The following is a 12,782-nucleotide window of genomic DNA, read 5'->3' on the forward strand; positions in this document are numbered from 1 at the left end:
TCAGCGCACGGAACGGCACTGTCCCAACTGATACTCAGCGGCTTCGGGCATACCCGGCGCCTGCTCGAACAGCTGCACCGTGGCGTCGACTGGGACGACTGCGGCGTGTTGCAACTGGCGTTCGACGCCAGGGAAGGCGAGCGCCAGGCCCAACTGGCGGCAGCCTTTCCCCCTGCACTGTTGCACTTGGTCGATCGCGATCAGGCCCGGCAATGCGCCGGGATCGACGTGGCCCAGGGCGGTCTGTTTTTCCCCGAGGGCGGCTGGGTGCACCCACCGTCGCTCTGCCAGTGGCAGGCAACGCACCCCTCGATCAACGTGCTCACCCACCGCGAGGTGCTTGAACTCGACCGAGTGGATGACCAATGGTGCGCGCGCGACGGTGATCGGGTACTGGCCAGCGCCAGCGTGGTCGTGCTCGCCGGGGCTGCCGAGATCAAGCGCTTCGCACCCAGCGCCGACTTGCCGCTCAAGCGCATACGCGGGCAGATCACCTGCCTGGCGCAGACGCCGGCAAGCCGGGCGCTGGCCACCGTGGTCTGCGCTGAAGGTTATGTCGCACCGGCTCGCCTGGGCGAACATACCCTGGGCGCCAGTTTCGATTTCAATAGCCAGGACCTTACCCCCACCAGCGCCGAACATGCCGGTAACCTGGAGAGGCTGCGCGAAATCTCGGAGGACCTGCTGCAACGCCTGGACGCCGATACCGTAGCAGCGGAACACTTGCAGGGCCGCGCGGCCTTTCGTTGCACCAGCCCCGACTACCTGCCGATCGTCGGCCCGTTGGCCGACCTTGAGGCCTTTGCACAGGTGTACGCCGCACTGGGCAAAGACGCCCGGCAAGTGCCAGACCTACCCTGCCCGTGGCTGCCGGGCCTGTACATCAACAGCGGGCACGGCTCACGCGGCCTGGTCACAGCACCGCTGTGCGGCGAACTGCTGGCAGCCTGGCTCTGTGACGAACCACTGCCCTTGCCGAGCGCAGTGGCCGAGGCCTGTCATCCCAATCGATTTGCCCTGCGCGCCCTGGTTCGCGGCAAATCTCAAGCCTCTAAAGTGCAGGCAGGATGACCTCATGGCAGTTTGCTTTATAACTTATTGATCTAAAACTCCACGCATAGCGCTGGGTCAGTTTCTGGGTACGCGCCCTTCAAGGCGTATTGAGTATTGACCCCTCCCCAACGGAAAAACCGGTAAGGAACTTATGTGTGGATTAGCTGGCGAGTTACGCTTTGATCATCAACCTGCCGACCTGGCAGCCGTGGAACGCATCACGCATCACCTCGCCCCCCGTGGCCCCGACGCCTGGGGCTTTCACGCCCAGGGGCCGATTGCCCTGGGTCATCGCCGCCTGAAAATCATGGACCTGTCGGACGGCTCCGCCCAACCGATGGTCGACGCCCAACTGGGGCTGTCCCTGGCCTTCAATGGCGCGATCTACAACTTCCCGGAACTGCGCCAAGAGCTGGAAGCCCTCGGCTACGCCTTCTATTCCGGCGGTGACACCGAAGTGCTGCTCAAGGGCTATCACGCCTGGGGCGAAGCGCTTCTGCCAAAGCTCAACGGCATGTTCGCGTTCGCCATCTGGGAGCGCGATGCCCAGCGCCTGTTTATCGCCCGTGACCGTCTCGGTGTTAAGCCTTTGTACCTGTCGCGCACCGGCCAGCGCCTGCGCTTTGCCTCGGCCTTGCCGGCGCTGCTCAAGGGCGGCGATATCAACCCGATCCTCGACCCGGTGGCGCTCAATCACTACCTCAACTTCCATGCCGTGGTGCCTGCACCGCGCACCCTGCTGGCAGGCATTGAAAAACTGCCGCCGGCGAGCTGGATGCGCATCGATGCCAGCGGCAAGACCGAACAGCACACCTGGTGGACCCTGCCCTACGGCCCCCATGATGATGAAAAACACCTGACCCTGGAAGATTGGACCGATCGCGTGCTCGACAGCACCCGCGAAGCCGTGGCGATCCGCCAGCGCGCGGCCGTGGATGTCGGCGTGCTGCTCTCCGGTGGCGTCGACTCGAGCATGCTCGTCGGCCTGCTGCGTGAAGTGGGCGTGCAAGACCTGTCGACCTTCTCCATCGGTTTTGAAGACGCGGGCGGCGAGGCTGGCAACGAGTTCCAGTATTCGGACCTGATCGCCAAGCACTATGGCACCCGTCACCACCAGTTGCGCATCGCCGAAAGCGAGATCATCGAGCAACTGCCGGCCGCGTTCCGCGCCATGAGCGAGCCGATGGTCAGTCATGACTGCATCGCCTTCTACCTGCTGTCGCGGGAAGTGGCCAAGCATTGCAAGGTGGTGCAGAGCGGCCAGGGCGCCGACGAACTCTTCGCCGGTTACCACTGGTACCCGCAGGTGGATGGCGCCAGCGATCCGTATGCGGCTTATCGCGATGCCTTTTTCGACCGCAGCTACGACGACTACGCCGCCACCGTTGCGCCGAAATGGCTGACCGCCAACGACGCCGCCGGGGACTTCGTGCGCGAACACTTCGCGATGCCGGGGGCTGATGCCGCCGTCGATAAGGCCCTGCGCCTGGACAGCACGGTGATGCTGGTGGAGGACCCGGTCAAACGCGTCGACAACATGACCATGGCCTGGGGCCTGGAAGCGCGTACACCGTTTCTCGACTATCGCCTGGTGGAACTGTCGGCCCGCGTGCCGGGCAAGTTCAAGCTGCCCGACGGCGGCAAGCAGGTGCTCAAGGAAGCCGCGCGCCGGGTGATCCCCAGCGAAGTGATCGACCGCAAGAAAGGCTACTTCCCGGTGCCGGGCCTCAAGCATTTGCAAGGCGACACCCTGAACTGGGTACGCGAGCTGCTGCTGGACCCGAGCCAGGACCGTGGCCTGTTCAACCCCGCCATGCTCGACCGCCTGCTGACGGACCCACAAGGCCAATTGACGCCGTTGCGCGGCTCCAAGCTGTGGCAACTGGCGGCGCTGAACCTGTGGCTCAGCGAACAAGGAATCTGATCAATGAAACCTAACGCCGCGGCGTACAGCCAACGCTTGCTCAAGGGCCAGGCGCCGACCTACGAGCGCCTGCAGGCCCGGCTGGCCGAAGACGGCAGCGCGCAAGGCCCCGAACCGATTGCCGTGCATTGCGGTTGGGGGCGTTTGTTGATCGGGCACACCTTCCCCGACCCCGCCAGCCTTGCCCAGGAACTGCTCAACGAGCAACCCGGCGAGCGCGATATCGCGCTGTATGTGGCCGCGCCCCAGCAGATTCTCGGCATCGATCCGCAGCAGTTGTTCCTCGACCCTTCGGACACTCTGCGCCTGTGGTTCAGTGACTACCGCCCCGCTACCCGTGTGTTTCGCGGCTTTCGTATCCGCCGCGTGCAGAACGAAGCCGACTGGCAGGCGGTGAACCTGCTCTACCAGGGCCGCGGCATGCTGCCCATTGACGCCGAACGCCTGACGCCGCGCCATCAAGGCGGCCCGGTGTACTGGCTGGCCGAAGATGAGGACAGCGGCGCGGTCATCGGCAGCGTCATGGGCCTGAACCATCAGAAAGCGTTCCATGACCCGGAAAACGGTTGCAGCCTGTGGTGCCTGGCGGTAGACCCGCAATGCACCCGGCCCGGCGTGGGTGAGGTGCTGGTGCGCCACCTGGTGGAACATTTCATGAGCCGAGGCTTGAGCTATCTGGACCTGTCGGTGTTGCACGATAACCGTCAGGCCAAGAGCCTCTACGCCAAGTTGGGCTTTCGTGCGTTGAACACCTTCGCCATCAAGCACAAGAACGGCATCAACCAGCCGCTGTTTCTCGGCCCCGGGCCGCAGGCGGGGTTCAATCCTTATGCACGGATCATTGTCGAAGAAGCCCATCGACGGGGCATCGACGTGCAGGTGGATGATGCCGATGCCGGCCTGTTCACCCTCAGCCACGGCGGGCGCCGCGTGCGCTGCCGCGAGTCGCTGAGCGACCTGACCAGCGCCATCAGCATGACGTTGTGCCAGGACAAGAGCCTGACCCACAAGGTGCTCAAGGCCGCCGGCTTGAAGTTGCCGGCGCAGCAATTGGCGGGCAGTGCCGACGACAACCTGGAGTTTCTCGACGAACATCAACGTATCGTGGTCAAGCCGCTCGATGGCGAGCAGGGCCAGGGCGTGGCGGTGGATTTGCACACGTTCGAGGAGGTGCAGCAAGCCATCGACGCGGCGCGCCAGTTCGACAGCCGCGTGCTGCTCGAAAGCTTCCACGAGGGCCTGGACCTGCGCATCCTGGTGATTGGCTTCGAAGTGGTCGCCGCAGCGATCCGCCGCCCTGCCGAAGTGATGGGTGACGGTCAGCATTCGATTCGCGCCTTGATCGAGGCGCAAAGCCGACGGCGTCAGGCCGCCACCGATGGCGAAAGCAAGATCCCCCTGGACGCGGAAACCGAGCGCACCCTCAAGGCCGCCGGCTACGACTACGACAGCGTTTTGCCCCGTGGCGTGCAACTGGCCGTGCGCCGCACCGCCAACCTGCATACCGGCGGATGCCTGGAAGATGTCACGGCCATTTTGCATCCGACCCTGTTAGATGCCGCTGTGCGTGCAGCGCGCGCGCTGGATATTCCCATGGTCGGCCTGGACCTGATGGTGCCCGCCGCCGACCAGCCCGAATACGTCTTCATTGAAGCCAATGAACGGGCAGGCCTTGCCAACCATGAACCGCAACCGACCGCTGAGAAGTTTGTGGATTTGTTGTTTCCGCACAGTCAGCCGGCCGCCTGACCACCGATTGTTCCCACGCTCCGCGTGGGAATGCAGCCCGTGGCGCTCTGCGTCACCACAGCGGACGCAGAGCGTCCCTGGAGGCATTCCCACGCAGAGCGTGGGAACGATCGCCCTCAACTCATCAGGAGTTTCCATGACTCGAACCATTCCCGAACCCGATCTCGTCTACCTGCAAAAAGTGCTGCTGGAAATGCTCGCCATTCCCAGCCCCACCGGCTTCACCGACACCATCGTGCGCTACGTCGCCGAACGCCTGGAAGAGCTTGGCATCCCGTTTGAAATGACCCGGCGCGGCACGATTCGCGCGACCCTCAAGGGCCAGAAAAACAGCCCTGACCGCGCCGTCTCCGCGCACCTGGACACCATCGGCGCCGCCGTGCGCGCCATCAAGGACAACGGTCGCCTGACACTGGCGCCGGTCGGTTGCTGGTCAAGCCGCTTTGCCGAAGGCAGCCGTGTCAGCCTGTTCACCGACAACGGCGTGATCCGCGGCAGCGTGCTGCCACTGATGGCCTCCGGGCACGCGTTCAACACCGCCGTGGATGAAATGCCGGTGAGTTGGGACCACGTGGAACTGCGCCTGGACGCCTACTGCGCGACCCGTGCCGATTGCGATTCCCTGGGGATCAGCGTCGGTGACTACGTGGCATTCGACCCACTGCCGGAGTTCACCGAAAGCGGCCACATCAGCGCACGTCACCTGGACGACAAGGCCGGCGTCGCGGCCCTGCTCGCTGCGCTCAAGGCCATTATCGACAGCGGCGAACCGCTGCTCATCGACTGCCACCCGCTGTTCACCATCACCGAGGAAACCGGCAGCGGTGCCGCCGCCGCCCTGCCCTGGGATGTGAGTGAATTCGTCGGCATCGACATCGCCCCGGTCGCTCCGGGCCAGCACTCCAGCGAGCACGCGGTGAGCGTGGCGATGCAGGATTCCGGTGGGCCGTACGACTATCACCTGTCACGGCATCTGCTGCGCCTGGCGGCGGACAACGACCTGCCGGTACGCCGCGATCTGTTCCGCTATTACTTCAGCGATGCGCATTCGGCGGTCACCGCCGGGCATGACATCCGCACCGCCCTGCTGGCGTTCGGGTGCGATGCCACCCACGGTTACGAGCGCACCCATATCGACAGCCTGGCGGCACTGAGTCGACTGCTCGGCGCCTATATTCTCAGCCCACCGGTATTCGCCAGCGACGCGCAACCGGCACAAGGCTCCCTGGACCGCTTCAGCCATCAGATCGAACATGAGACACAGATGGAGAGCGATACCCGGGTGCCGTCGGTGGACAGCCTGGTCGGGAACAAGTCCGATGCCGGCAACAGCTGATACTTGAAACGCCCGACACTGGCAACAAAAGTCCCGGCACAGTAGCATCGCCGGGACTTGACCCCCGAGGCTTATATGCTGATCCCCTACGACGCGCTTGAAGTCGACACCCTGACCCGCCTCATCGAGGATTTCGTCACCCGCGATGGCACCGACAATGGCGACGACACACCGCTGGAAACCCGGGTACTGCGCGTACGTCAGGCACTGACCAAAGGCCAGGCGCTGATTGTGTTCGACCCGGAAAGCGAGCAGTGCCAACTGATGCTCAAGCACGACGTGCCCAAGCACCTGTTTGATTGACGGTGACGCTACGGGTTGGGCACCGGCACCGGATAGGCGGCACTCGCCTGGCGCTCGAGGATTTTGCGATACACCTCGGCGCGATGCACGCTGACGCCTGCCGGCGCTGCTATGCCGAACTTCACGTGGTTGGCACTGACTTCAAGAATGTGCAAGGCGATATCATCGCCGATGGAAATGCTTTCGCCTAAAGCGCGGCTCAAGACCAGCATGGCGGTTGTCCTTTTTCGAATGTCAGGACCCCGACCATGCTTGTTTGTGGCGTAACCAGCAATGGCTCGCGGCCAAATCAGGCATCACCTACAGGCATAGGTAATTTGCCTGACAGACCGCACCCCTATCAGCCCTTTATGGCCTGCGCCTTGGCGCGCATCTTGTCAGCCATCAGCGTCATCTCGTCATAGAGCAACTGCGGGTTTTTCTGTTTGAGTGTCCACGCCATTCGCCCCTGCTCGTGGGGCAGAATCATGAACTCGCCCGCACTCACGCGCTGATGGATATAGTCGGCGATGTCCGTCGCCGAGATCGGCGAACTCTCGAGCAACTTGCCCACCTGCGCTTTCATCGCCGGGGTCGGCCCGCGAAATGAATCAAGCAGGTTGGTCTGGAAAAACGACGGGCACACCACATGCACGCCGATTTCCTGCTGCTTGAGTTCCACCAGCAAGCTCTCCGACAGCGCCACCACACCGGCCTTGGCCACGTTGTAGTTACTCATGGCCGGGCCCTGCATCAGAGCGGCCATCGAGGCGATGTTGATGATACGGCCCTTGCTCTTTTCCAGCAGCGGCAGGAACGCCTTGCAGCCCTTGACCACGCCCATCAGGTTGATTGCGATCTGCCAGTCCCAATCCTCGAGCGACAGCTCGGCAAAGAACCCGCCGGACGCCACGCCGGCGTTATTGACGATCACATCGATGCCGCCAAGCTTCACTTCGCAGGCCTGCGCCAACGCAGTGAGCTGGCTGTAGTCACGCACATCGCAGCGCTGGATGAAACCGTCGCCACCGGCGTCGCGCACCAACCTCAGGGTTTCCTGCAAGCCCGGCTCGCTGACATCCGACAAGGCCAGCCGCCAACCCTCACGGGCCCAGCGCAGTGCGATTTCACGACCCAGACCGGACCCGGCGCCAGTGATCATCATGCGGTTTTGCATAGGAAGTAGCCTTGTGGTTCACGATGGAAGTGATCGGCAGTGTAGCGAAGGTTCCTGCCGCGCCCACGCACCATCAGAATGATGAATGCCCCAGGCAAACCGCGGGCTCGGTCGGATACTTGCGTATAGCCTAAGTTCAATATTTTTCAACTAACGTTGCGTAGTTGCGGCCGTGTTAAAAGAAATAAGCGAGCAAGCGAAATGCTTTAAAAAAATACTGAATTTTTTATCAGGCGGCAGAGTCGGAGTTGATAAGCCGTCCATTATCAGATGGACGAGACTCCCGCTGAATAACCGGTCTTTACAGAAGGCCTATAAGGAATAAAACCATGAGCCTGATTCTGATCATTATCCTGATTCTCCTGTTGGTGGGTGGCCTGCCGGTGTTCCCGCACTCGCGTAACTGGGGTTATGGCCCGTCGGGTATCCTGGGTGTGGTGCTGGTAGTTCTGCTGGTGCTGTTGTTGCTCGGCAAGATATAAGCCCCTTCCAAGGGTAAAAAAAAGAGGCCTCAATTGAGGCCTCTTTTTTATTGCCGGTTTGTTAGTTAGTCCGGCTTGCCGTCCACCACACCTGCGGTGTTATCCAACAGGCTCTTGGTCGCGGTTTGCAGGAACGACTCAAGTTTCTGCTTGAGCGCCGCTTCGTCCGGCGACTCGGCAATGACCTTGCCGGTCGGGTTGGCGCCCAGTTCGTATTGCCACAACTTCGGTGGCATTTCCTTGGGCAGGACCAGTACGCGGTCGGCCGTCAGCAAGGCGACGGTCTGGTCGCTGCCCGATGGCTTGATCACGCCGAAGCCCTTCTCGCCTTCCGGTAGGTTCAGCAGGTCACGGCCCCAGCACTGGTGCAGGGTGTCACCGCCGAGGCGACCCATGATGGTCGGGACGATATCGATCTGGGTGCCCACGGTGTGGTCACGCTCGCCGAACTTTTCCTGCATGCCCGGCGCGATCATCAGCATCGGTACGTTGAAACGGCCCAGGTCCATCTCGGTGATCTGTTGCTCGTTGCCGAAGCCGTGGTCGCCCACCACCACAAACAGGGTTTCCTTGAAGTACGGCTCCTTGCGGGCCTTCTCGAAGAACTGGCCCAACGCCCAGTCGGAGTAACGCATGGCCGTCAAATGCTCGTTGAGGCTGCCACGGTCGGTGACCGGCTCAACCGGCAACGGCGTCGGCAACGCGTACGGTGTGTGGTTGGACAGGGTTTGCAGCAGTGCGTAGAACGGCTTGCCGCCTTCGCGAGCCTTCAGTTCTTCCAGGCCACGGTTGAACATGTCCTGGTCGGACACGCCCCAGGTCGGATCGGAAAACACCGGATCGACGAAGTCGTTGCGGCCGATGAAGTTGGTCATGCCTTGGTTGCTGAAGAAGCCCGACTGGTTGTCCCAGGCGAAGTCGCCGTTATAGACGTACACGTCGTCGAAATCGCGCGCGCTCAGCAACTGCGGCAGGCCCGACAGCTTGTGGCTGCCTTCGGGGGTCTGCATCAGGTATTCGAAGCCCGGCAGGTTCGGGAAGCACGCCATGGTGGCGAACATACCCTGGTGGGTGTGGGTGCCGTTGGAGAAGAAGCGATCGAACAGCAGGCCTTCCTTGGACAACTTGTCGAAGTACGGCGTGATGTTGCCTGGACGGCCCAGGGCGCCCACCGAGTGACCGGCGAAGCTCTCCATCAGGATCACGACCACGTTCTTGATCGGCAGGGTCTTCTCGGCCGGCGGCGTGAAATCACGGCGCACGGCGGCGGTGTCGGTATCCACCAGCTTCTCGCTCGGCAGCAGCAGCATGTCACGCACGGTCTGGGTGGCCAGCGGTTGTTCCAGGGTGGCTTTCCAGACGTTGTCGCGATGCGCGGAGAAACGCGCCTTGGCCGCGCCGATCAACGACAGCGTACCGTTAAGGCCCAACTGGTTGGCGAAGTTCGAGTCGGTGGTGTACACGTCGCCCCAACGCAACGGCGGGCCCTGGCGCAGGGTGCCACGGATGGCGACCACGGCGACCAGCAGGCACACCACGAACACCGCGATGCGGCTGTACCACGGCGCCACCTGGCGCGTACCGATGCTGCCGCCACTGAACGGGCCACGTGGGCGCGTTGCACGGTCGGCGCCCTTGAAGGCCATGCTCAGGATCAGCGTGCCCACGGCCCAGGCCAACAGGTAGCGCACCACCGGGAAGCCATACCAGAGCATGCTCACCACGGTTTTCGGATCTTCCTTCACATACTGGAAGACCAAACCGTTGAGGCGCTGGTGGAACTCGCGATAGAAGTCCATCTCCATCAGGCCCAGGAACAGCGCAATGCTGGAGGCAACGGTCAGCCACAACCGGAAAAACCCGCGCGCCGCCATGGCCCGGACGCTGAACAAGGCCAACAGCAGCGGGACCAGCAGGTACATCACCAGGCGGATATCCAGGCGCAGGCCGTTGGCGAACGCTTCCAGGAAGGTCGAGGCGGGTGTGTCGAGGATCATCTCGCGGTTGTAGACCAGCAACGCCAGGCGCAGCAGGGAGAACATCACCATCATGACCAGTGCGCAGAGCAGCGTGTATGCCAGATGGGATTTGACGGTCGGTTGCAGCAGGCGATTTGAAGCTCGCTGCTGATTCAGGGCGTCCGGGTTTGCCATGTCGTTTTAGGACCCATTGGAAGTTGAAGTTGCGAAATTAATGCAGTGGCGTCCGCCCTCGCCCAGGCTGGCCGGGGTGGGTGGTTAACGCGGTGGCGCAAATGGTGCCCGATCAAGGCCGGCAAGGCTATTAATTACTGAACGTGCGAGCTCGCCACCGCTTTAAATGCCCCAGGGATTGGGGCCCTGGCAGAGGAACAAAGCGGGCGAATTGTCTTGGACGGGATGTGAAAATTTCGTGCAGCGAATACTTTCGACACACAAATTCAGCGGGGGTAGGTAAAACCGGCAAAACCAATGTGGGAGGGGGCTTGCCCCCGATAGCGGAGGGTCAGCAACAGATACAGTGCTGACCCACCGCTAATCGGGGGCAAGCCCCCTCCCACAGTGCGGTGTTAGATCCGCACGTTACCGCGCGGCCCGGCGATGGCCCAGATGATCAGGCCCAGTACCGGCAGCAGCAGGATCAACAGAATCCACAACACCTTGGCGCCCGTGCTCGCGCCGCTTTTGAACACGTTGATGATCGCCCAGATATCCAGCGCGAGGATGATCAGGCCAATCAGGCCGTTGAAAGTTGAACCCATGGTGTCGCTCCTAAGTGTGGGGGCATGCCCTTGTAGGATAGTCAGCCCTGACGGGGGTTCCGTATTATTTAAACGTGAACGGCAATCTTCAGGGCTTCCAGCGACGGCTCAGCCTTGATACCAACCTCGGCGCACAGTTCCAGCACCCGCGACAGGTCGTTGCCGAACACCAGGACGGCCTGGATTTCGTCATCAAGCAGTTGGCTGAAGTTGAGCAGCACATAGCCACCGTCTTCCGGGCTCAGGGCGCTCATCTGGATCTGGATGCGATTGAGCGCGGTCAGGTCTTCGGTCTTGGCCAATTGCTTGGGCTTGAGGTTGAACGCCACGCCCGGACCGAACGAGGCAACGATCTGCGCAAACAGGTCCGCGTAGGTGTCGGCCTGGAACAGCACAGTGTCCGGCAGGCTGCCGACCACCACCCACTCCCCCAAAGGAATCGGGAAGCTGTCGTCGTAGTTGATATCCGGATTGGCCGCCAGAAAAGCCGCAGGATCCGCGTAGGCCTGAGCTGCTTCATCGGCGATACGCGCCACCTCGTCCGCCCCCATGACACCGCTGCTGATTTTGCTGATGAGTTCGACGAGAGCGGTTTTCATGGGTGGGTCCTGTGGCGGGCGGTTTTCGAGGGCGCGTAGCCTACACCAGTTTTTGCAACAGCGCCGCCGTATCCACTGCCCCCATGGTCTGCGCCGCCGCCAGCGCCGTCGCGCCCTGGGCATCGGTGGCCTTGGGGTTGGCACCCTGGCCGAGCAGGTAATCGAGCATTTCGACACGGTTGAACATGGCCGCCATCATCAACGCCGTGCGCCCATCCGAAGACGCCGCCTCAACCGGGGTGCCGCCTTCGATCAGCGCCTTGACCACCGCCAGGTGGCCCTTGAATGCCGCACCGGCAATCGGCAGTTGGTTCTTGTCGTTGGCGATCAGGGGGTCGGCCTTGAACTCCAGCAGCACTTTTACCGCCTCGGCGTGGCCGTGGTAGGCGGCGAGCATCAACAGCGTGTCGCCATTGTGGTTACGAAAGTTGGCCGGCAGACCTTTGGCCAACAGCGCCGCGAGCATGGCGGCATCGCCCTTGCGGGCGACGTCGAAGACCTGCTCGGCAAATTCGGCGGCTTCGTCTTCGGTCATTTGTTGGGGCTGGGTCGACATAGTAGGGCTCCTTTCTGATGCTTTATATGGCGCCCAGTGTCGCGATGGAGTTCCCCGCTGTCATGGCTTTTTTGTCAAAAGCGCCCATAGGCAGAATCAATAGAGAAAGCCCGGCCGCCGGCCGGATGGAATTTATCCCGCAAGCATGCGGTCTGAGTCGTTAGCAAAACAGCAACTGCGCGCGGGAATTAACCGTCTGGATAACGCAAAATGCAGGATGCACGATGGCCTTTCATGCAAATTGCACGAAAACGAAAATCTTGAGATTTTATAAGTCACTGATTTATAAAGACTTTTTATAAGATTCAATACTGGCACAATCACTGCACCTATCACTCCATGCTTGCCAACTTGAGCCAATGGAGCTGATAGACATGAGCCTGATCCAAGATAAATTCGCTTCGGTATTTTCCAACTACGACGTCACCACCCAACCACGTCCAGACGGCGGCATTCTGTTGACCCTGCGTAACAGCGAAGGCAAACAGGTCAAGCGCTCGATCTCGTATCAGCAGCTGCACACCGCCGACCAACTGACCTGGGTCATCAGCGCCATCCGCCGCGACCTGGCCGAACAAGCCAGTGAGCTGCCACAAATTTCGATGCTGCAAAGCCAGAACCGCTTTGCCCTGCCGACTTACCATTCGGCATAAGCGCCACCGTTAAAGAAGGGCCGCAACGCCGTTGAGCGTCGCGGCCCTTTTTTATGTGCGCCACGCATGGATCGTTCCCCCGCTCCGCGTGGGAATGCATCCCGTGACGCTCCGCGTCACCATTGCGCAATTGCCGGATGTTGCACTGAAAGCAGGACGCGGAGCGTCCTCGGCGGCATTCCCACGCGGAGCGTGGGAACGATCTTGTGCATGACTGAGCGTCGCGGCAAG

The 12,782-nt window shown here is 61.8% G+C and carries 13 protein-coding genes; 7 read left to right on the plus strand and 6 right to left on the minus strand.

Annotated features, from left to right (window positions below):
* From mnmC to BFP90_RS00430, 5 genes are all read left to right on the plus strand, one after another.
* A partial coding sequence (mnmC, locus tag BFP90_RS00410; RefSeq protein ID WP_083203128.1) for a bifunctional tRNA (5-methylaminomethyl-2-thiouridine)(34)-methyltransferase MnmD/FAD-dependent 5-carboxymethylaminomethyl-2-thiouridine(34) oxidoreductase MnmC occupies window positions 1–1,071 on the plus strand: 1,071 nt, incomplete at its 5' end.
* A gap of 133 nt (window positions 1,072–1,204) precedes the next feature.
* Window positions 1,205–2,977 carry an N-acetylglutaminylglutamine amidotransferase gene (locus tag BFP90_RS00415; protein ID WP_065895695.1) on the plus strand — a complete coding sequence of 591 codons (1,773 nt, stop codon included), beginning with the start codon at window positions 1,205–1,207 and terminating at the stop codon, window positions 2,975–2,977.
* 3 nt (window positions 2,978–2,980) lie between these two features.
* Window positions 2,981–4,726, plus strand: a complete 1,746-nt coding sequence (gene ngg / locus BFP90_RS00420; protein WP_065895696.1) for an N-acetylglutaminylglutamine synthetase — start codon at window positions 2,981–2,983, stop codon at window positions 4,724–4,726.
* A 136-nt stretch (window positions 4,727–4,862) separates the two neighbouring features.
* Window positions 4,863–6,062, plus strand: a complete 1,200-nt coding sequence (locus BFP90_RS00425; protein ID WP_065895697.1) for an osmoprotectant NAGGN system M42 family peptidase — start codon at window positions 4,863–4,865, stop codon at window positions 6,060–6,062.
* A 75-nt stretch (window positions 6,063–6,137) separates the two neighbouring features.
* Window positions 6,138–6,365 carry a YheU family protein gene (locus BFP90_RS00430; RefSeq protein WP_003192759.1) on the plus strand — a complete coding sequence of 76 codons (228 nt, stop codon included), beginning with the start codon at window positions 6,138–6,140 and terminating at the stop codon, window positions 6,363–6,365.
* Window positions 6,366–6,373: 8 nt separating this feature from the next.
* Here BFP90_RS00430 and csrA read toward each other — a convergent pair whose 3' ends face one another.
* On the minus strand, window positions 6,374–6,577 hold the full coding sequence (gene csrA / locus BFP90_RS00435; RefSeq protein ID WP_065887973.1) for a carbon storage regulator CsrA: 204 nt from the start codon (window positions 6,575–6,577) through the stop codon (window positions 6,374–6,376).
* A 128-nt stretch (window positions 6,578–6,705) separates the two neighbouring features.
* A complete protein-coding gene (locus tag BFP90_RS00440) occupies window positions 6,706–7,521 on the minus strand; it encodes an SDR family oxidoreductase (protein WP_065894021.1) in 816 nt (271 codons plus the stop codon).
* 329 nt (window positions 7,522–7,850) lie between these two features.
* On the opposite strand from BFP90_RS00440, the gene BFP90_RS00445 reads away from it, so the two are divergent.
* Entirely contained in the window at window positions 7,851–8,003 is a 153-nt protein-coding gene (locus tag BFP90_RS00445; protein ID WP_003192767.1) for a DUF3309 family protein, read from the plus strand.
* Window positions 8,004–8,068: 65 nt separating this feature from the next.
* On the opposite strand, the gene BFP90_RS00450 is transcribed toward BFP90_RS00445, so the two are convergent.
* From BFP90_RS00450 to BFP90_RS00465, 4 genes are all read right to left on the minus strand, one after another.
* Window positions 8,069–10,156 carry an LTA synthase family protein gene (locus tag BFP90_RS00450; protein WP_065895698.1) on the minus strand — a complete coding sequence of 696 codons (2,088 nt, stop codon included), beginning with the start codon at window positions 10,154–10,156 and terminating at the stop codon, window positions 8,069–8,071.
* A 395-nt stretch (window positions 10,157–10,551) separates the two neighbouring features.
* Window positions 10,552–10,743 carry a PLDc N-terminal domain-containing protein gene (locus BFP90_RS00455; RefSeq protein ID WP_003172956.1) on the minus strand — a complete coding sequence of 64 codons (192 nt, stop codon included), beginning with the start codon at window positions 10,741–10,743 and terminating at the stop codon, window positions 10,552–10,554.
* Between the two features lie 68 nt (window positions 10,744–10,811).
* Window positions 10,812–11,342: a hypothetical protein gene (locus tag BFP90_RS00460; RefSeq protein WP_065887970.1), complete on the minus strand. Its 531-nt coding sequence runs from the start codon at window positions 11,340–11,342 to the stop codon at window positions 10,812–10,814.
* A 40-nt stretch (window positions 11,343–11,382) separates the two neighbouring features.
* Window positions 11,383–11,898, minus strand: coding sequence for an ankyrin repeat domain-containing protein (locus BFP90_RS00465; protein ID WP_065887969.1), 516 nt, complete (start codon window positions 11,896–11,898; stop codon window positions 11,383–11,385).
* A 374-nt stretch (window positions 11,899–12,272) separates the two neighbouring features.
* On the opposite strand from BFP90_RS00465, the gene BFP90_RS00470 reads away from it, so the two are divergent.
* On the plus strand, window positions 12,273–12,551 hold the full coding sequence (locus BFP90_RS00470) for a DUF3509 domain-containing protein (protein ID WP_003172952.1): 279 nt from the start codon (window positions 12,273–12,275) through the stop codon (window positions 12,549–12,551).
* The last annotated feature ends 231 nt before the right edge of the window (window positions 12,552–12,782 follow it).

Origin of the sequence: Pseudomonas sp. 24 E 13, assembly GCF_900004715.1 — a bacterium.
Lineage (GTDB): Bacteria > Pseudomonadota > Gammaproteobacteria > Pseudomonadales > Pseudomonadaceae > Aquipseudomonas > Aquipseudomonas orientalis_A.

Bases quoted from the DNA above. Each gene is read 5' to 3' on its own strand.
- BFP90_RS00415 (WP_065895695.1), top strand. From the start codon at position 1,205: ATGTGTGGATTAGCTGGCGAGTTACGCTTTGATCATCAACCTGCCGAC.
- ngg (WP_065895696.1), top strand. From the start codon at position 2,981: ATGAAACCTAACGCCGCGGCGTACAGCCAACGCTTGCTCAAGGGCCAG.
- BFP90_RS00425 (WP_065895697.1), top strand. From the start codon at position 4,863: ATGACTCGAACCATTCCCGAACCCGATCTCGTCTACCTGCAAAAAGTG.
- BFP90_RS00430 (WP_003192759.1), top strand. From the start codon at position 6,138: ATGCTGATCCCCTACGACGCGCTTGAAGTCGACACCCTGACCCGCCTC.
- csrA (WP_065887973.1), bottom strand. From the start codon at position 6,577: ATGCTGGTCTTGAGCCGCGCTTTAGGCGAAAGCATTTCCATCGGCGAT.
- BFP90_RS00440 (WP_065894021.1), bottom strand. From the start codon at position 7,521: ATGCAAAACCGCATGATGATCACTGGCGCCGGGTCCGGTCTGGGTCGT.
- BFP90_RS00445 (WP_003192767.1), top strand. From the start codon at position 7,851: ATGAGCCTGATTCTGATCATTATCCTGATTCTCCTGTTGGTGGGTGGC.
- BFP90_RS00450 (WP_065895698.1), bottom strand. From the start codon at position 10,156: ATGGCAAACCCGGACGCCCTGAATCAGCAGCGAGCTTCAAATCGCCTG.
- BFP90_RS00455 (WP_003172956.1), bottom strand. From the start codon at position 10,743: ATGGGTTCAACTTTCAACGGCCTGATTGGCCTGATCATCCTCGCGCTG.
- BFP90_RS00460 (WP_065887970.1), bottom strand. From the start codon at position 11,342: ATGAAAACCGCTCTCGTCGAACTCATCAGCAAAATCAGCAGCGGTGTC.
- BFP90_RS00465 (WP_065887969.1), bottom strand. From the start codon at position 11,898: ATGTCGACCCAGCCCCAACAAATGACCGAAGACGAAGCCGCCGAATTT.
- BFP90_RS00470 (WP_003172952.1), top strand. From the start codon at position 12,273: ATGAGCCTGATCCAAGATAAATTCGCTTCGGTATTTTCCAACTACGAC.